This is a genomic window from Acinetobacter schindleri CIP 107287 (assembly GCF_000368625.1).
GTDB lineage: Bacteria > Pseudomonadota > Gammaproteobacteria > Pseudomonadales > Moraxellaceae > Acinetobacter > Acinetobacter schindleri.
Map to the genome: position 1 here is coordinate 183,904 of NZ_KB849575.1, position 20,317 is coordinate 204,220.

At 38.9% G+C, this 20,317-nt stretch carries 11 protein-coding genes; 6 read left to right on the forward strand and 5 right to left on the reverse strand.

Annotated features, from left to right (window positions below; all coding sequences use genetic code 11):
- The first annotated feature begins 15 nt into the window (after window positions 1-15).
- From F955_RS04085 to F955_RS04100, 4 genes are all read left to right on the forward strand, one after another.
- Window positions 16-3,819, forward strand: a complete 3,804-nt coding sequence (locus F955_RS04085) for a beta strand repeat-containing protein (RefSeq protein WP_155757523.1) — start codon at window positions 16-18, stop codon at window positions 3,817-3,819.
- A 358-nt stretch (window positions 3,820-4,177) separates the two neighbouring features.
- Window positions 4,178-5,437, forward strand: coding sequence for a carbohydrate porin (locus tag F955_RS04090; RefSeq protein WP_004891634.1), 1,260 nt, complete (start codon window positions 4,178-4,180; stop codon window positions 5,435-5,437).
- Window positions 5,438-5,597: 160 nt separating this feature from the next.
- Window positions 5,598-8,000 (forward strand): glucose/quinate/shikimate family membrane-bound PQQ-dependent dehydrogenase, encoded by a 2,403-nt coding sequence (locus F955_RS04095; protein ID WP_004891636.1) that lies wholly within the window; start codon window positions 5,598-5,600, stop codon window positions 7,998-8,000.
- Window positions 8,001-8,233: 233 nt separating this feature from the next.
- Window positions 8,234-10,393: a TonB-dependent receptor gene (locus F955_RS04100; protein WP_004891639.1), complete on the forward strand. Its 2,160-nt coding sequence runs from the start codon at window positions 8,234-8,236 to the stop codon at window positions 10,391-10,393.
- Window positions 10,394-10,494: 101 nt separating this feature from the next.
- Here F955_RS04100 and arsH read toward each other — a convergent pair whose 3' ends face one another.
- From arsH to F955_RS04115, 3 genes are read right to left on the reverse strand one after another with little or no spacing between them, the layout of a single operon-like run.
- Window positions 10,495-11,199, reverse strand: a complete 705-nt coding sequence (gene arsH, locus F955_RS04105) for an arsenical resistance protein ArsH (protein ID WP_004891642.1) — start codon at window positions 11,197-11,199, stop codon at window positions 10,495-10,497.
- A 4-nt stretch (window positions 11,200-11,203) separates the two neighbouring features.
- Window positions 11,204-12,244 carry an ACR3 family arsenite efflux transporter gene (gene arsB, locus F955_RS04110; RefSeq protein WP_004891648.1) on the reverse strand — a complete coding sequence of 347 codons (1,041 nt, stop codon included), beginning with the start codon at window positions 12,242-12,244 and terminating at the stop codon, window positions 11,204-11,206.
- A 10-nt stretch (window positions 12,245-12,254) separates the two neighbouring features.
- On the reverse strand, window positions 12,255-12,572 hold the full coding sequence (locus tag F955_RS04115) for a metalloregulator ArsR/SmtB family transcription factor (protein WP_004891649.1): 318 nt from the start codon (window positions 12,570-12,572) through the stop codon (window positions 12,255-12,257).
- Window positions 12,573-12,655: 83 nt separating this feature from the next.
- Between F955_RS04115 and arsC the strand changes: the two genes are divergently transcribed.
- Window positions 12,656-13,084: an arsenate reductase (glutaredoxin) gene (gene arsC, locus F955_RS04120; RefSeq protein WP_004814597.1), complete on the forward strand. Its 429-nt coding sequence runs from the start codon at window positions 12,656-12,658 to the stop codon at window positions 13,082-13,084.
- Between the two features lie 252 nt (window positions 13,085-13,336).
- On the opposite strand, the gene F955_RS04125 is transcribed toward arsC, so the two are convergent.
- Window positions 13,337-17,278, reverse strand: a complete 3,942-nt coding sequence (locus tag F955_RS04125) for an NACHT domain-containing protein (RefSeq protein ID WP_004891653.1) — start codon at window positions 17,276-17,278, stop codon at window positions 13,337-13,339.
- A gap of 113 nt (window positions 17,279-17,391) precedes the next feature.
- On the opposite strand from F955_RS04125, the gene F955_RS04130 reads away from it, so the two are divergent.
- The gene (locus F955_RS04130) at window positions 17,392-18,327 is read left to right on the forward strand and encodes a hypothetical protein (RefSeq protein ID WP_004891654.1); all 936 of its coding nucleotides are present in this window, start codon (window positions 17,392-17,394) and stop codon (window positions 18,325-18,327) included.
- Window positions 18,328-18,358: 31 nt separating this feature from the next.
- Here the strand turns inward: F955_RS04130 and F955_RS04135 are convergent, their stop codons facing one another.
- A complete protein-coding gene (locus F955_RS04135; protein WP_004891657.1) occupies window positions 18,359-20,314 on the reverse strand; it encodes a TniQ family protein in 1,956 nt (651 codons plus the stop codon).
- Window positions 20,315-20,317 lie beyond the last annotated feature (3 nt).

Consider the following 20,317-nt stretch of genomic DNA (forward strand, 5'->3'; position numbering starts at 1 on the left):
GATGCAAAAGCCCTTGTGGATGCATTACCTGAAACGATCCAGGCAGAAAAAGATGCCTTGGATACACGCTTAGACGGCTTAACAGATCCAGAGATACCAGCTGTAAGCTTTGCTTATGATGACAATGTAAATCTAGATATGGGGAGTGAAATCACAACAACCGAGACAGCTGTTGTTGATGAGAATGTTCAAGTGATTAATTTACTTGAATCAACTGGCGGTGCGGATGCAGGAACAGAAGTGGTACTTTCTGGTTCTACAAATAGCCTTGCAATTTCAATTTCACAAACATCATTACTTGCAGTAGCCGATGCGTATCGTGTTGATGTTTTAGATGAAAATGGCAATATTGTGTATTCAGCAGTCACCCAGGACTCTGAATTAGTCGGTGATGTTGCTGGGTTAGATATCTTAGGTATTACTGGTGACAATACATTAACTGCAAATGTAACAGGTCTACCAGCAGGTACATATCATGTCGTAGTGAGCAATGACGCAAGTGCATTAACGAATTTACTTGATACAGATGGTGGTGGTGTTTCACTTCAAGAACTTGGTGATGCTGGTGTGTTGTTAGGTGCTGATAATCAACAAGTCATTCTTGATGCTGTTAGTAATGCTTTAGGTGGTGGTGCGATCGCAACATTGGTGACAGATATCATATTACCGCCTGTGCTCGCTTTAGTGAATGGTCTACCAGTAGATGAACTTGTTGGTGCATTAAACGAAAGTCTCTTAAGTAATGCTAATGCGATTTCTATACTCGGTTTCAGTGTAACTGGTTTGTTAGATACAATTGTTGATGCAGCAGCAACTGCGCTGCTTTCCAATACCTTGACCTTATTGCAGCAAACCACGATTACGACACAAGTAACTTCCACAACATTTGAAAATAATACTGTGGAGGATAATGTCTTGGCCAATGATGAGGGTGGTACTTTAGCAACGGTTACTCAAATCCAATTTGGAGTAGAAACACCTCAAAGTGTGAGTGCGGCTGGTACAACAATCAATGGAGAGTATGGTGTTTTAACCATTTATTCTAATGGGTCATATACTTATGTTGGGAACGGTGAATTTGCATCTATCGGACAATCAGAAGTATTTACTTATACAGTGTTAAATGGAGATGGAGTAACTACTGATACTGCAACTTTAACTATTAATATTTTGGATCGTTATGCGCCTGATGCACCTACAGTTAATCCAATAAATAATATTAATGATATTACAGGTACCGCAGAAGCTGGCTCAACAGTGATTATAACTACTGAGGGTGGTAATGAAATTGGCAGGGCAGTAGCAGGGAGAGATGGTTTATGGTCAATCCCAAATCCAGGCTTAACAGATGGAACAATACTGAATGCCGTAACCATTGATCTAGCGGGTAATCCTTCTCAAGCCGCAAGTACAATCGTTGATGCCCAAGCTCCAATAATAACTCTTGTGACAAATACAACAGGTGATAGTACGCCAACTTTGCAAGGTGCAATTAATGATCCTACTGCAACAGTTGTTGTGACTGTAGATGGCATTAATTATGCAGCAGTAAATAATGGTGATGATACATGGACACTTGCTGATGGCCAGCTTCCAGAATTAGCTGATGGTAGTTATAATGTTACTGTGCAAGCTATTGATGTCGCAGGTAATGAAAGTACAATTACAGAAAGTTTAGTGGTTGAGGCGGTTCTATTTGCCAATGACGATTTAAATAATGTGAATGTACTAGACACGGTTGTCGAAAATAATCTGACCAATAGTGGTTTTATTTTTGGATTAGCTTCCGCTGATGTGTTATCGGGGCTAGCTAAGATTAATTTAAGTGCGGGCGCATTTAACTTCACGGTTGAAGCTGATACGACTCAAGATGTTTCGATAGATGTGAGCGGTGCAACAGGTGTAGATTTAAGTGCATTAATTACCTCAATCGGAGCACTATTCGGTCAAACACTTTCTGCAGATTTAATGCTGGTGAATCTTGATAGTGGTGAGGTTGTGGCAACAGCAGCTAATGCTCTTCAGCTAACTCCAGCAGTACTGACTACTGTGATGAGAGCAGACAATATTGAGTTTACTAGTATCCCAGAAGGTAATTATACGATTGCTTTCTCTACTCCATCGGGTAATGGTCCTCTAAGTCAGTTGTTAAATGCGATTGCTGATGTAGGACTACTCAGTGGTGTTAGAATCAATATAGATGCATCAACGCAATATTCGACAGCAGATGCTATAGGTAATGTATTAGCGGGTGGAACGGGTACGGATGTAGCAGATATCGGTGATGGTATGAAGGTGACAGAAGTCATTTCTGCTGAAACGACATATGCCGTCAATACGCCAATCGCAAACATAGGAGAGACAGCAATTGCAGGCAGTTACGGTATTCTTTATATGCAAGCAGATGGGTCATACCGTTATGTAAGTAATGGTGATGCCAATGATGTAGCTAAAGTTGATACATTCACGTATACAGTAGCTGATGCAGCTGGTAATACCTCGCAAGCCTATCTTAATATCCGTACTGATGCAGAAGGTGCAACGATTATTTGGAATGAAAATGATCTTCAAGCTGATGGGGTGATTACTGTAAATGCACTTGATGATGAGACAACTGTATCAATTGCCCAAATTAATACAGTCAGTGAGCTGTTATCAAAAGTTGAAGTTGTAGGTGCTCAGGCTACCGGAACTAATGGACCTGTTACAGGAAAGATTATTACTAATACAACTTGGACAAATACCTATACGCTCTCAGAAAGCTTTAATATCACAGAAAATACTGTAGCTAATGGAACATTAACTGTTACAGCTGAATTATTAGGTACGGTATTGAATAACTCTGTAACTGAGAATTGGGGGAGTGTTACTGCGACTTACACACTTACTGGTCAAAATGGTGAAGTGACATCGGGTATTTTAACTTTAACTGCGAATAACTCAGTGTCTGATGGTTATTATACAGCAAGCATTCCACTTAATGATTTAATTGCGGGTGATTATGTACTTAATGTTAATGTGGAAAATATAACCACTAATACAGGTGTGGGAGTAAGACCTGCAAATAATGGTGAGTTTACAGTTGATACAACACTTTCAGTGATTGAAACTTCGTTAAATGACTTTACAACTATAGAGGGTATATATAGTGAAGAGGGTAATTTACTGGAAGATGATATCGTTTCTAATATAGCGACTTTCACCATTCAACAAGGCGCAGAAATATATCGCTTTGAAAATGGGCATATTTACCAGAATGATGTTTTGCTGCAGAATCAGGATTCTGTAAATATTACTGGTACTTATGGAATATTAAATGTTGAAGCAAGTGGTAAATACACTTACACAACGCAAGATGGCAACAGTATTGGTCAAATAGAGAGCTTTACTTATACTGTAAATGATGTGGGCGGTTTATCTGATACTGCGAACCTGAATATTGGAATAGGCGCTTCAATTACAGGCAGCCGTTATGATGATAGTTATTCAAGCCATGTAGGCGTAGCAGATACTGTTATTTATAATGTACTTGAAGGTGCAGAAACAGATGCAACCGGCGGAAATGGTACAGATATCTGGACTGATTTCAGTCTCACTGAGGGTGATGCAATTGATGTGAGTGCATTGTTAACAGGGGCAAATGCAGAGAATATTAGTGAATATATTTCTGTAGAAGTAAATGACAACAATGCCACAGTGATATCAATTGATCGTGATGGAGCTGGTACGCAATTCCGGGACAAAGTTGAACTTATTACTCTTGACGGTGTGAATACGAACTTGGAAGAGTTGCTTTCAAATGGTCATATCATTTACTAAAACTAAGATAATTATTTAGAAAATGACTAACACAAAGAGGCTTCTCGAAGCCTCTTTGTTTGTTTATACAGATAAAAAGATTTTTTGATCAATTTCAGAAAGATTAAGGGATTTGATCAGTAGTGAATAAATATTAAACTCTTATTGGCATGACCTGTTCAAAAATAAGTTTTTAATTTACTTAAAAAATATAAATAAATTTCATTAAAAAATTTTGAATAATTATTAAGATTTTGATATTTATATAAATTTCATTTTTAAACTACTTAATAATATTTAATTTATATTAAAAACAAACAATTTATATAAAGAGGTGTAATATATTCTCCATATAAGTGTGATTAAGGCGACACATTTAATGTCTATCTCCCAATTATCCAAGGCTGTATATACATGCTTGGCTGCTTTGCTATTGGCAAATACTGCTACTCATGCTGCGGATGGACTTAGTACAGAAAATCCATGGATGTTAGGCGACTGGAATGGTCAGCGTACTCAACTTCAACAACAAGGTTATGATTTCAGTTTTGGTTATACCGGTGAAGTAGCAACACTCATTGATGCTAAAAACTCATCTGATCACGGTACTGAATACGCCGACCAGTTCGCAATCGGGGCCCATCTGGATCTGGAAAAAATTGCAGGATGGAAAGATACCGAAGCACAAATTACGGTGACTCAGCGTAACGGTCGTAACTTATCCAATACTGCTGAAGCGCTTGATGGACACTTAAGCTCGATGCAGGAAGTATGGGGACGTGGTCAAACCTGGCGTTTAACTGACTTGTGGATCAAGAAAAAATTCCTGGATCAGAAACTGGATGTCAAAGTTGGTCGCTTTGGTGAAGGTGAAGACTTTAACAGTTTTGATTGCGATTTCCAGAACCTGGCATTGTGTGGTTCACAGGTAGGCAACTGGGTCGGTGACCAATGGTATAACTGGCCAGTATCACAGTGGGCAGCACGTGTGAAATACAACGTCACACCTGAAATCTTTACCCAAGTGGGCGTCTATGAATATAACCCTGAGAATCTGGAACGTGGCAAAGGTTTTAACCTGAGCACAGACGGCTCTAAAGGCGCGATCATTCCGGCAGAAGTAGTGTGGACACCAAAACTCGGTGAGCGAAAACTTCCAGGGGAGTATCGTGCCGGGTATTACTACAGTACCGCAGATTCAAAAATTCTTGACGGTGTAACGCCTCAAGAGATCCAGACTAAAACAGACCATCATCAAGGTGGCTGGATTGTTGCCAAGCAACAATTGACGGCACAGCAAGACGATATATCTCGTGGTCTCAGCGCATTCGTAAATCTCACCCTTCATGATGCCAAAACCAATGAAAAGACTGATATGCAAAATATTGGCCTTGTGTATAAAGGCGCGATGGATGCCCGTCCACAGGATGAAATCGCTTTGGGTGTTGGCCGGATCAATATGAACAATGATGTATTGGGTAACCGTAGTGAAGAAGTCGATGCAGAAATCTATTACGGCATTCATGCCACGAACTGGCTAACCATCCGTCCAAACCTGCAATATGTCCATCATGTCGGCGCATATAAAGACGGTGAAAGCGTTTGGGTAGGCGGTATCAAGTTTAATACCTCCTTCTAAAAAGAGTTCTTAGTTGCAAATACATAATTGAATCTCCCATGACTTTGAGGCATTGATAAACAGATGCCTCAGGTATGTATTTATAACTAAGAACTTAACAATATGGTGCTCATGCATTCGAATTGCATGAGCGAAAAGAAATCTTATAAAGGTGTTCAATATGAATACTTCGTCTTCAGGTTCAGTACTGAAAACGGTTATGGCAGTCATTGCTGTTATTTTCGGTCTGGTACTACTGATCGGAGGGATTTACCTGGCAGTACTTGGTGGGTCTTGGTACTACATCATTGCCGGTATTTTCTTTATTGCGACCGCAGTGTTATTACATAAACAGAAAAGTACAGCACTGATCGTATATGCCGTGCTGATTTTAGGCACAGTGGTATGGGGGCTATGGGAAGTTGGTTCGGACTTCTTCGCACTCGCACCTCGTTTAGACATTTTAGGCCTGTTCGGTTTAGCACTTCTCATTCCAGCCGTGACGCGTGGTTTTGGGGAGACGAAAGGTGCCAAGATTGCACTCACCAGTACTTTGGCAATTACCGTTGCGGTAATGATCTATTCTGTATTTAATGACCCGCAAGAAATTCGTGGTGAGTTAAAATCACAGCAGCCTGCAGTGCATCAGTCTATTCCCGGTATTGCTGACGAAGACTGGCCAGCCTATGGCCGTACTCAATCTGGTCTACGTTATTCTCCATTGAAACAGATTACTGTTGATAACGTAAAAGATCTGGAGCTGGCTTGGGAATTTCATACCGGTGATGTAAAAACGGACAAAGATTCTGGTGAAACTACGAATCAGGTAACCCCGATTAAAGTGGGTAATAACCTGTTTATGTGTACCACTCACCAGTACCTGATTGCACTTGATCCTGCGACGGGTAAGGAAAAATGGCGTTTTGATCCTAAGCTGAAAGCGGACAATACCTTCCAGCATTTAACGTGCCGTGGAGTGTCTTATTACGATGCCAATAACACTACCGGTTTTGAAAGCAGTCTAGCTGCTCGTTCTACAACGTCTGCCGAATGTCCTCAGAAAGTAATCTTACCAGTGAATGACGGACGTTTGGTGGCGGTCAATGCAACTACAGGTAAGGTATGTTCCGACTTTGGTAATAACGGCGAAGTCGATCTGCAAAAAGACATGCCATTCCCATATCCAGGCGGTTATAACCCGACTTCACCTCCTGTGGTGACAGGTACAACCATTATCATCGCCGGTTCAACCACAGATAACTATTCAACTGAAGAACCTTCAGGTGTCATTCGTGGTTATGATGTAAATACTGGTGAATTGCTCTGGGTATTTGATACGGGTGCGGAAGATCCAAATGCGATTCCTGCTCCAGGGCAAAAGTTTGTACATAACTCACCAAATGCATGGGCACCTTTAGCTTATGATGCCAATCTGGATATTGTTTATGTACCTACAGGTGTCGGTACACCAGATATCTATGGTGGTCATCGTACTGAACTGGACGAGCGTTATGCCAATTCAATGCTGGCATTGAATGCCTCTACTGGTAAATTAGTCTGGAACTTCCAGACTACCCATCATGACCTATGGGATATGGACGTACCAGCTCAACCAACATTGACTGATATCAAAGATAAAAACGGGAATATGGTGCCAGCCATCTACGTGCTGACCAAGACTGGTAATGCCTTTGTATTAGACCGTCGTAATGGTGAAGCGATTATACCAATCACTGAGAAACCGGTGCCTCAATCTGTAAAACGTGGTCCACAAACCAAAGGTGAGTGGTATTCAAAAACTCAACCATTCTCTGACTTCAACCTGGCTCCTCAAGATAAATTGACGGATAAGGACATGTGGGGTGCCACCATGTTTGATCAGTTAATGTGTCGTGTATCGTTCAAAAAACTGAACTATGACGGTATTTATACACCACCCTCTGAAAACGGGACGCTGGTCTTCCCGGGTAACCTGGGGGTATTCGAATGGGGCGGTATGTCTGTGAACCCAGACCGTCAGATTGCATTGACCAACCCAATTGGTTTGCCATTTGTATCTCGTCTGATTCCGCAAGATCCGAACCGTAAGCAGACTGCCAAAGGTGCAGGTACTGAGGCGGGGGTACAGCCAATGTATGGGGTGCCGTATGGTGTTGAAATCAGTGCCTTCCTGTCTCCATTTGGCTTGCCATGTAAGCAGCCTGCATGGGGCTATGTGGCGGGTATAGATCTGACCACCCATGAAGTTGCCTGGAAACGCCGTATTGGTACGATTCGTGACAGTATGCCGGGTATTCCATTACCTCCATTTAAAATGGGTGTGCCAATGCTCGGTGGTCCAATTTCGACTGCGGGTAATGTGATGTTTGTTGGTGCAACTCAGGATAACTATATCCGTGCCATTAACGTAAACAATGGGGATGAGTTATGGAAAGGTCGTCTGCCAGCAGGTGGTCAAGCCACTCCAATGACTTATGAAGCCAACGGTAAACAGTACGTAGTAATTATGGCGGGTGGTCATGGTTCCTTCGGTACCAAAATGGGCGACTCTTTAGTGGCCTATGCATTACCAGACAACAAATAATGAAGTTTTGTAGTTAAGTAAAAAAGCCTGATTCGTCAGGCTTTTTTATGCAGAATACAGGCTGTTATAACAATGAATCTTAAGCAGCAAATCATGATTGGTCAGATGAGCATGTTTATAAACATGATGCACTGATCTCATGCTGCTGAGCATTCGAGATACAGCAAAAAACACTTTATAAATATTTTGGCTTCCATGACATGCATAGACGCCAGACTTCAGGAATATAAGTTATGTACCTTCATATAAGACGGTTACCGATGAAATCAACATTGTCCTACCTGATCGTCTGTATCAGTCAAGGCATTCATGCGGAAGAACCAGTGACGGAGATACAGCGACTGGCACCCATCGTGGTTGAAGCAACCCGTACTGACCGTACATTGCTAAACACCCCGGCTTCAGCTTATTACCTGAGTCAGAGTCAGCAAAATAGCCTGAATGTAAATCTCTCTGAAACCTTAAAAGGTGTACCAGGGTTGCAGCTGAATAACCGCGAAAATTACGCTCAGGATTTACAGATCTCAATGCGGGGCTTCGGCGCACGCTCGACTTTCGGTGTGCGAGGAGTACGTTTATATGTGGACGGTATTCCTGCGACTATGCCGGATGGGCAGGGGCAAACCTCGAATATTGACCTGAATAGTCTGGATCATATTGAAGTGCTGAGTGGTCCATTTTCCTCGCTATATGGTAATTCTTCTGGCGGAACCATCCTGACACAAAGCCGTGAAGGGCAAGGACCTGATTCAGTCACTTTAGGATATTCAGGTGGCAGTCAAAATAAAGGCCAAACCAATCTGGTGCTGCAAGGCGGTGCGGACAATGCTTCTGAGCCAAGTTATGTTATCAGTTCATCCTATTTTGATACGGACGGCTACCGTGACCACAGCAGTGCGCATAAAGTCCTGAATAATGCCAAGCTGACCTGGGAGCTGGACGATGGTTCTAAGATTAACTGGATCAACAACTATGTCAAAATTTCTGCCGATGACCCGGGTGGTTTAAACCGTGAGCAATGGCGAGAAAATCCTAAACAGGTTGCAAATAATGTGCTGCTTTATAACGCCCGAAAAGAGATTGAACAGTTTCAAACAGGTTTAACCTGGAACAAACCTATTGATGATCAGCATGAATTGTACGGTATGGCGTATTGGGGGCAGCGTGAGGTTACCCAATATCAGTCTATTCCTAAATGTAGATTTGAAAATAACATTTGTGTGCCAGATACTAGTCAATTAGCTGCTAAACATCCAGGTGGGGTAATTGATTTTGACCGTCAGTTTTATGGGACTGACTTGCGTTGGACAGGGCGAGAGATTCTGCCAAATACCAAACTGATTGCTGGTGTCGCCGTAGATGCCATGACCGAAGAGCGGAAAGGCTATCAAAATTTTGTGGGTAATACTTTAGGTGTTAAAGGTGAATTACGTCGTAATGAAGACAATACCTTATGGAATGCAGACCCTTATTTACAGATATCTTATAACTTTGTGCCAGACTGGACTTTAGACGCAGGCTTGCGTTATAGCAATGTGCATTTTAAATCTGATGATCATTACTTAAGTAATGGCGATAATTCAGGTAAAACCACTTATGAGAAATTACTGCCTTCAGCCGCGCTAAGCTGGCAGATTCTACCCGAATTGATGGCCTATACCAGCTATGCCCAAGGCTTTGAAACACCAACTTTTACAGAAATGGCCTATCCAGCGGATAACAGTAATAACAGCTTGAGCTTAAATGCGGCAGAAAGTGAAACTTATGAAATTGGCTTAAAGGCTGCTAATCGCTTCGGTGACTTTACTGCAGCCGCTTTCCAGACCCAGACTGAAAATGACATTGTGTCTGCAGGCAATGATAATGGTCGCTCTACTTTCCGTAATGCAGATAAAACCTTAAGAAAAGGGCTAGAACTTTCCTGGAGTAAAGACCTCTGGCGTGATCTCACTGCTCAAGCCAGTTATAGCTATATAGATGCAACTTTTGATGCAGATATTCCTGCAATTCTTAATGATGAAGGAGAGATTGTAGTATCTAGAGTGGCATCCGGTAACTACATTCCGGGTATTGCTAAAAATCAGGCTTTTCTTGGTTTAGGCTGGAAACCTGAAAATGGCTTAAATGCGGGTTTAGATGTACGTTATTCAGACCGTATTTATGTCAACGACATTAATTCACAGTATGCGCCAAGTTATACCATTGCCGGTGCCAGTGTTGGCTATAACTGGAATATGAAAGACTGGTCTGTCAAAACTTTTGCGCGTGTAGATAATTTGTTTGATAAAGACTATTCAGGTTCAGTCATCGTCAATGAAAGCAATGGTCGTTTCTATGAGCCGGCAGAAGGGCGAAACTGGAGTGCCGGATTGAGTATAACCAAAGCGTTTTAATTAAAATAATTTGTGGCTGCTCAATTTTCAAAATAAAAAATCCCGCTTCCTGAGCGGGATTTTTTTATATTTAAGCTTTGACCAGTTGATTTGAGATAAAACTAAATCGTTTTCTGATTCACTCGTTTTGATAATTCCTCGGCACTTTCCACCCGTTCAGAATATCGATCGGTGAGATAAGCAGACTGACCGCGAGTGAGCAGGGTGAACTTGTAGAGTTCTTCCATCACATCCACAATGCGGTTGTAATAAGGTGATGCTTTCATGCGCCCATCTTCCTCAAACTCAAGGAAAGCTTTGGGTACAGAAGACTGATTTGGAATGGTGATCATCCGCATCCAGCGTCCTAAAACACGCAACTGATTCACTGCATTAAAGGATTGTGAACCACCACAAACCTGCATCACGGCCAGTGTCTTGCCTTGAGTGGCACGAATTGCACCAGCTGCCAGAGGAATCCAGTCAATTTGGGCTTTTAAAATCGAACTCATCGAACCATGACGTTCCGGTGAACACCAGACCATGCCTTCTGACCAGGCCAAAAGCTCATGCAGTTCTTTTACCTTAGGATGATTCGTATCTGCATCTTCAGGTAAGGGTAATCCTTTGGGATGGAAGATTCTAACCTCGGCGCCAAAATATTCCAGTATCCGGCCGGCTTCCTGAACGGCGAGGCGACTGTAGGACCGTTCACGGTTTGAACCATATAGCAGCAGAATACGGGGTGGATGATCCAGTGCTTTGGCCTGAACTTTGTCCAGTGTCGGTGTTTCTAGCAGATTCACATTGATATTCGGGAGATCCATCGGGTTATGCCTCTTTAAACACTTTTTTTCTTAGCCATAATGAAACGCTGACCAGCGCAATCAGAACTGGAACTTCAACCAGAGGGCCAATCACGGTGGTAAATGCCACAGGGGACGCGAGACCGAAAGTGGCAATCGCAACTGCCAGCGCCAGTTCAAAATTGTTGCCCGCTGCGGTAAAAGAAATAGCCGCGGTTTTAGGATAATCATTGCCCATCCACTTGCTCATAAAGAAGCTGATAAAGAACATCACCACGAAATAAATGGTCAAGGGAATGGCGATTCTGAGTACATCCAGTGGCAGGCTGACCACATCACCGCCTTTAAGGCTAAACATGGCAACAATAGTAAACAGCAGGGCCAGCAGGCTGAGCGGACTGATTTTTGGAATAAACTGCGTTTGATACCATTCCAGACCTTTTTGCTTGACCAGAATTAAACGTGTCAAAAAGCCCAGCAAAAATGGAATACCCAGATAAACCAGAACCGCGTGGGTAATCGTCCAGAAACTGACATCAATCACCTGTGCTTCAACACCAAAATAAGGCGGCAGGAAGGTCAAAAACAGCCAGGCATAGGTACTGAAAAACAGGATCTGGAAAATACTGTTAAATGCCACCAGTCCGGCCACATACTGGTTATCGCCACACGCCAGACCATTCCAGACTAAGACCATGGCAATACAACGCGCCAAGCCGATCAAAATAACACCCGTCATATATTCAGGATAGGACTGTAGAAAAATCAGCGCCAATGCAAACATCAGGCAGGGAGCAATCAGCCAGTTTTGAAGCAGAGACAGGGTGAGCGTGCGTTTATCCTTAAATACCTGCGGCAAGGTGGCATAGTCCACCTTGGCAAGTGGCGGATACATCATGATAATCAGACCGATAGCAATCGGAATATTGACCGAATCAATACTCATCCGGTCTAAAGCAATCGACGCCTGAGGAAAGAAAACCCCAATCCCGATCCCCAGCAGCATGGCGATAAAAATCCAGATAGTCAGATTTTTATCTAAGAATGACATTTTTGAAGCAGACATGAAATTGGGCTCAGGATAATTCACAAGATGTTGAAATGGTGGATTTTAATTTTTGAATTTCCGGATCTTGTGCGATGACTGTTAATACTTCATTTGCCCAGACCGGCAAATCCGGATTTAAACGGTAATAAACCCATTGCCCCTGGCGTTGATCCAGCAAGATACCCAGATTTCTCAATAAAGCCAGATGACGGGAAATTTTGGGCTGGCTCAGATTTAATTGTTCTGTGAATTCACAAACACAGACATTCTGTTTGGCCATGACCAGCTTTAAAATATCTAAACGTGTTGAATCGGCAAGACATTTAAAAAAATCGGTCTGATGCATCGCGATATCCTGATATATTTACTATTGCGAATATACGGATATCCATATATAAAAGCAATATTGTTTATGCACTGAGAAAAGTCATGTCGCAAAAGATCAAGATTTATCATAATCCCGAGTGTGGAACCTCTCGAAATACTTTGGCCTTGATCCGTAATACCGGTGAGGAACCACAGGTGATTGAATATCTGAAAACACCACCGACCAAAGAGGAACTGATTCAGTTAATCCAGGATGCGGGTCTGTCGGTACGTGAAGCGATTCGTAAAAATGTAAAGCACTATGAAGAACTGAACTTGGAAAGCAGTGATTGGACAGATCATCAATTGATTGATTTCATGCTGCAACATCCGATTTTGATTAATCGTCCATTTGTGGTGACTGAACTGGGTGCGAGATTGTGTCGACCATCAGAAGTTGTTTTAGATATTCTTTCCGCTCCGCAGCGCGCAGCTTTTAGCAAGGAAGATGGGGAGATGATTATTGATGAAGCAGGTAAGCGGTTAAAATAACTTTCAGAATTTAAAGTCGATCGCTCAGATCACAAAAAAGCCACCGCAAGGGTGGCTTTTTATTTAAAGCTAAAATGACAGATATCGGATCATTTTAAGCTCGTCATGCGACACAAGGTTTGTCATTTCGATACTTATTAATTCAATTACTTAGAAAGCATTGCGACACATGATGACAAGAATCAGCGACACAACCTATGTCAATTTTTTGATAAAACGACACAACCTGTGTCAATTTTTGAAAATGTGTTTTCAAGAAGCAGTTCTATTGCAATTTATAACAACAACTTGAATTTTACCTTCCTGAGCTGATCGACTATTTGCAATTAGCATTTCTTGTAGTTCCTTAGGAGTATTAGGAACTGGTTTTCCTCGACCTAACGTTTTTAGCTTTTTATTATCAGATCTCTTATCAAACCAAAGCACTAAATAAATACCCCTACCTTCGGCTCTCCAATCAGTGGTATATAATTTATCAAGTTGTTGGTCAGCTCCTGTCCAAAGGTCGCGATGCCACTGACCTTTTATTTCAATTGGTAGACGAAGTTTACCTACAGAGCAAGTGATATCAACTTCTTTATCATTTGCAACATGTGCTTCAGGTTCATATGTGATTGTATTATCACCTTGACGAAGTAAACCGATTAAATGGTCACGACATCGTTCCTCCTCAAAAGGCTTACCTTGATCATTAAAAAATCCCCGCCAAGATTCAGCATCATCACTTTTGATTTTTGCCTGAACAATATTTAGTTCATCTAATACAAATGCTTGTAAATCAATAATTGTTTGAGGATGTTGATCATCCATAATTGCTTTAATTGATTGAAGCGTAGGAACAGAGTAGAAGCTTTCAGCTCGCATTTGCTTTTGTTCAAAGAGCATTGTTTTGATTAAATCTGTGTAGTCATCAGTAGGTGAATCTTTAAGTTTTTGAAGTGCATCACAGGCTTGGTCACTATGGTTTTTGGCTAATTGTTGAATAATGCTGATAATAAATTCAGAAGCATCCCATGCATTTCTATCTCCGCCTGACACACCATTAGGGTGACCTACATTAGGATAGAGTTTTCTAAAAGTTGAAATAATCCAAAAAAATAGATCTATATCTAATATAGCGTGAGATTTATTCTCTCTATATCTTCCATCAAGACGATCTCTAAGTTTCCATATTAAGTTTGGATCAATAGGCTGGGTTTCCAATCTTTTTAAAGTTGCGTCGAAATCAACGATAAGGTTAATAGCAATCCAATTTAGTTTTTGTTCATCATCCGTTATTATTTTCTGTGTTTGAGCTAATTCACGTATATCATCATATTGTCCTGTTTGAATTAAACAATCGAGAAGTTCAGTTTCTATATTTGCTGGCATATCTGGATAGTTTTTTAGCCATTTTTTGGCTAGATCAATTGCGATAGCATTATTCTCACTCATCCTCATTAAACGGGATAACCCATCTATATGCTCAGATCTAGCTTGAAACTGTGGCTCATAAAATGCTTTTAACGCTTCTAAAAAAATTCTTCTTTGCTGAATTTCATTTTCAATAATTTCAAAAATACTTGGTATCCCTGCATGTGTATCATGACGAATATGTAGTAATGAGTAATATCCCGCCAATAATCTTTCATTAGGAAGATCAGCTAAGCCTTTTTCTTTTCTAATACGTTCTGCTATAGCAACAATTAAAATATGGCTAGCTTCATAAAACTTTCCTTGAGGTAAAATATTTGCAATATCTTGAGCAGTAACTTTTGGAGGAGATTGCATTAGAAAAGCCTCGAAACCTTCCATACATACTTCTGATATATCAGCTCCTATCCAATCAGAAATACGCTGATGGGCTGGTGTTTCTTTACTGATATCTGAAAAATGTTGTAGGTATACTTTTGCAGGTTTGATTATCACACCGTACTCACCTTGGCGTAATCGTTCAATATTTTGAAGATAGAATGCTCTTTGCTCTGATCGAGATACTAATTTTTTTTCTTCTATTTGTTTTTTCCGCTTAAGATCTTGAATCTCCCAATCTGCTAGCTGTCTGATTGCAATTTGGTTAAGCCAATTCTTAGTATTTTGATCCTTATTAGTGAACGGTAAAGCTGCTTCTCGCACATCTTGTCCAATTTCACCATCATAGTAAGCTAATTGAACAAGTTCTTTCCATCGAAGATCGTTTTGATTCTCTACATATAATCTCTCAAGTAATTGGATTACATCTTCGGGCGTAACTGAAAGACCATGCGAACATCTGTGTAGTAAAAGATTCTTTAGTCTAATATTATTTTCACTTGGTCTTTTAAGTAAAGCAAGATATTGAATAGCATGTCTTAAATCGTGATTGTTTCTAAAGTACTTTGCAAGTTTATTAATATATTCATCATGATATCCAAATGTATTGTGGAACGGCTCAAGCCAATTCAAAAGTTTTTCTGCTGAAATATCATAATTTTCTAAAAAACGTAAAATCAAGTGACATGCAAAATTTTTAGCTTCATTCTTAATTTCTGAATCACTAGAAATAGCCATCCTTTCGATTCGAGAAACAAAAAAGTTTAGGACATTTTCAATTTGTTCTTTAGGTAAATTTTCTTGTAAGAACCATAATGGTCCAAGGATATGATCACTCATTTCCAAGTGGGATATCGCTAGACTAGCTATTAACTCATCATTAGCTTTATCGTAACCAGTGTCTTCTAATAGTTCTATTGCAAGTCTGATAGATGATTCGTCTGCTAACGTAGAAAGATGAAGATAAATGTTATCCCAATCGATAACTTGCTCCTGAATAGCCAAAGCTTCACCAGCAGATTTACGAATTGCAAATTCTATATTGGGATCATTAACAAGTTGTTTAAGTATTTCAATAAAATCTTTTGGCAGTTGATTTCCTTTAATAACATCAACTAAAAAAACTCTAAAGCTAAAGGGTATATCAGGTTGACTTAGAATCTTTTGGATTAGCGATAGTAATGTTGGTGTTGCAAATGCTCGGATGTAGTAGGTGTCTTTATTGTGAAAATTATAAAATCTAGGGTTGTTTTCGGCTAAAAGATAGATACTGTCTAGTAAAATTTTGGCTTGATCCGTTGTTAAGCTATCTACATCGCCATATTCAAGAATACCAATAGGATCCTTTTTAATGATAGCTGAAGCTAGAGCAGGATCATTCATTAACCATGAATGTAAACCGCGTAAGTTAGTGGGTACAAACTCATAACTATGAAATAAGGATAGAAGACGCTTACGCTTTCGATCAGTATTTGCTTGTTTTAATAACCATTTCGCACCTAAGAATTCTCCAATTCGGCGGTGAAGGTAGCTGAAACGCTCTATTCCAGTAGATCGAAAAAGGCGAGAGCCTAGTATAAATTCAATTTTCTCAGAATCAGGGAGTAATTTAATCTCGCTTATAGGTAATTCACCATCAATTATATTTGCAACTGCTTTTCGAGAAATTGCTTCATTACCAGTTAAAATAAGACTCGCAAATGCTGCTCCTGCGGCATCAAGTGCAATTGTACTTGGTAGTTGTCCCTCGGCTTTAAATTCTGAATGTTCAATTATTAACAGCTTAATAGCTTGTTCAAATAATTGAGTAATAGATTCAGGTAAGTTTTCTTTTTTTGCAACAGCCGCAATGAAGCTAAGTGTCTGAGGATTACCTAATAATTCATGGAGCCCTCGATCTATAAAATGATCAATGATTTCCTTCGCTCTTTCTTTACTAAAATTAGATTCTAGGAATTCAATCATATCCTTTTGAGTAAAAGGCTCTAAATGAAGTTCTAAGGGGATTTCTGAGTATTGTTCTTGTATGTTTCTTAAACCAGTTGCGCTTCTCCAATCTGCTACACGACAGGCTAGAATAAATTTTGGATATCCTAAAACTTCAAGTTTCTGTAATACTCTATCTACACTGTCCCCATCATTTTTAGAACTTACTTCATCAAGTGCATCAATAACTAATACATTATTGCTGCCGAGTAAAAGACTTGGATTTACTCGATTTAGTAGTCGACTAGCAGTACAGTAAGCATAATTTTCTAAATTTCCTAGCCATTCTAAAAGGCTAGATTTTCCCATTCCTGCTTCACCTACAATAACTAATGGGTTCGTTATTCCAGGTATTTCATGTTGACTGACTTTTTTTTTAGTATCATCAGCTTGATACCACAGAGTTCTAGGGATCATGATCTAACTTAATTGATATTGTGGTATGAATTAGTAACTTACTCATAATATTAGCATGCTTTTTTATTGATTAAAATTTTGATTTGAAAGGGAAAATATAAAATGGGTGGTAAGTGAATTTTACTCTTTTTTTATTTCGAACAATTAAGGTAATTGTCGATAATAGTGGGTTTATCGCCAAATTTATTATAGGCATTGGTATATGTCTTATCCTCTTATATTTTTGGCATATTGACTACTTTCCTACAGATTTATCATTAGGAGATGGTCTTTTATTTTTCTTAATTACAATAAAGTTTCTATTAGTCTATGCATTTTTTTTGGGTTCACATTATACACTTGGCAGCGTTGTTATATTTGTTATTCGATGTCTAACAAATTTTTTCAAAGTCTTATTTTCTCTACGAGAAAGTTTATCTAAAGGATTAATTGATCTAATTTTTATCAAGATAAGTTTTCATAAAATTTTGAATTATCTAGGTAAAAATTTTATTAGGCTTTTATTTCTAACTTTTGGCTTGGTCTTTGTTTTTATTTTTTATAGTGGGAAATCAGTAAGCCTATTGATTATGGTCTTTTTAAGCATTCTTTTAAAAATATTTATTGATAAATTTATAGAAGATTTTAAGACTACAAACGTGAAATTAACAGACGATGAGAATAAAGATAAAAATATAAGACTTTCAATGATACTGCTTTATATTCTACTTGTTCCTAGTTCTGTATATGTTTTTTATACTGAAAAATCAAAAAATATTTTTATCAATATGGCACTAGGTTCTGTACGAGAAGATGAAAAAAATAGCTTAATTTTCATAAAGTCAGAGTTTAAAGAGTTCTTCCCAGAGTCGAAAGATGCTGAAAAAAAGGGTGGATATATTGAGATAAAAGGAGGAGAAATATTATTAAAAGGGATTGGTAAAAATGCTTTAATTCAATACTCAGCAAAAACTAAAGATAAAAACGGAAATGAAGTTAAAATCAAAATTAAAGTAGAAGTCCCGAATGAAGCGCTTTTAATTGTAAGAAGATCCCAACAAAAGGACTAGATGGGATCGGGGAACAATTTAAATTAATTTATTAATTACAAAGTTTTAAAATATCAACTTTCTTAAAAAGCCGAACTTTTTTATCTGTTTTACCTAAATAATAAGGTGTTATAAGATCTTGGTTCTGTAAGTTAGTGATATGAGAGTGACGCATACCTAAGAGGGTACTTGCTTCAGCACCTGTGACGTATTCCTCTTTTAACTTCAAAATTTTAGCTAATTCATTTTTCTTGATAAGTTTCCAATAGATTAAATCTTCAATGTTTAAAAATCCCGTATCACACCAATATGTTTTCATCCAATTGATAGGACAATTTAATTGCTCTGATGCTTCTAAATAAGGAACATAATCTTGGCAATTCAGTTTGTTCTTAAGATTAAATAACGAACTAGCCTGGATTTGAATTGAGAGAGGATTGTCTTTATCTTTGCTTAGAATACCTCTTTGAACTAGTACAGCAACCTTATTTGGACTAATTTCTAAAAGTGTAGCTGCTTCTTTTAAGGAGTAATAATCTGTACTGGTAGTTATTGATTCCGACTTGTGTTTATGTCTACCTGTACGTGTTGGATAGTGTTGAATTACCTCTAAATCAGTTGTACTAATATCTTGAGCATCTGTCTTTAAAAAAATATTAATGGGTGTTGAATCAATATGAGGTCCATGAACGGGCTTAATACCTATTGATGCTAATTTCTCCACGAGATTTGTAGGGGTTACGTTCAACCGTTTTGCTAAAGGTGCGATCAGCATATATTTTTTATCAAATTCATGCAGTTTGTTCTTTGAATATTGCTTAGGAGTATCTATATCTAGTTTATTTTGTTCTAAATTGAACCATCCAATATTTGCTAGTTTACGAGCAGTTTCATAATTGATTTCTAAAACTTCAGAAATTTCTTTTAGAAAAATGTGGTCATTAACGATAGTCTTGTTACTCAGTGTGTCAGCTATAGATTCATCATTGTCTATTAAACCTAAAAGAAAGCGTTCTATATCTATACTCGATATATTTCCACGATAAAGCTCCTTTTTGCCTAGCTTTAGATAGTCGCTTTCAATCAATTTCTCAAGCTCAAAACGTGAAACTTTCAAAATACGTTTTATCTGATGGTTTCTAAGTTTTCTAGAAATACTTTTTTCACTAATTTTGTATTCATCAGCATTTTTTTCAATGACTTTAATGTGCTTCTTGAAAAAATTCTCATACTTTAAAAACGGTATTAACTGCACTCTAGGATGTGAGTAATTGATTCTAGAATTAATAACAGCACTGAGCTTGAGTGCTGAAAGTTCAGGATTATAAAAATATTCATAGACAGAAAGAAAAACTTTCAAATCGGTGTTAGATCCATCGAACTTAAAAAAGTCATTAAAAGCATTCCAGCAAGCTGCAAACTCTTTGAATAATTTGTTGGAGTTGAAGTTTAGAACGTCGATAAACCAATAAATGGTTTCAATAGACTTTGCTTCTCTGATTGGGGCTTTACCAAGTTCATAACCACAGCAAGAACAGTTTTGAATACCTGCTTTTGATGTAATTGGATTCTCACAATTTGGACAGGAATCAATTAAAAAGCATGAATGAATCGGACATGCGTAAATTGGTTTGAGCATCCATAATTTTTTTAAATATGCACTTTCTCCAAGACAAATCGGACAGTAGCGTATGTTGTCTAATTCAAATAACTCATGAGGAACTTCAATAGCACCTATTGTTCTTGGAGATCTATTTGTAGGACCTGATCTTTCAAAAGCTAGACAAGCATATTCACTATCTATATTTAAAGCGTTCAAAACTAAACTAAAGCGAACATCATCCGCTAGATGGTAATTAAGAGATTTTTTAATGATGGATTGATAGTTTTCTTTGCCAATTAAATTAAAGATTGAGCTATGTGCATTAAGTTTTGCTGTTCTGAGTAGGAAGCTGATTGGCGATTCATCTTCATAAGGGATTGCTTGTATTAAAAGAGAATTTTGCATATT

Bases quoted from the DNA above. Each gene is read 5' to 3' on its own strand.
- F955_RS04090 (WP_004891634.1), top strand. From the start codon at position 4,178: ATGTCTATCTCCCAATTATCCAAGGCTGTATATACATGCTTGGCTGCT.
- F955_RS04095 (WP_004891636.1), top strand. From the start codon at position 5,598: ATGAATACTTCGTCTTCAGGTTCAGTACTGAAAACGGTTATGGCAGTC.
- F955_RS04100 (WP_004891639.1), top strand. From the start codon at position 8,234: ATGTACCTTCATATAAGACGGTTACCGATGAAATCAACATTGTCCTAC.
- arsH (WP_004891642.1), bottom strand. From the start codon at position 11,199: ATGGATCTCCCGAATATCAATGTGAATCTGCTAGAAACACCGACACTG.
- arsB (WP_004891648.1), bottom strand. From the start codon at position 12,244: ATGTCTGCTTCAAAAATGTCATTCTTAGATAAAAATCTGACTATCTGG.
- F955_RS04115 (WP_004891649.1), bottom strand. From the start codon at position 12,572: ATGCATCAGACCGATTTTTTTAAATGTCTTGCCGATTCAACACGTTTA.
- arsC (WP_004814597.1), top strand. From the start codon at position 12,656: ATGTCGCAAAAGATCAAGATTTATCATAATCCCGAGTGTGGAACCTCT.
- F955_RS04125 (WP_004891653.1), bottom strand. From the start codon at position 17,278: ATGATCCCTAGAACTCTGTGGTATCAAGCTGATGATACTAAAAAAAAA.
- F955_RS04135 (WP_004891657.1), bottom strand. From the start codon at position 20,314: ATGCAAAATTCTCTTTTAATACAAGCAATCCCTTATGAAGATGAATCG.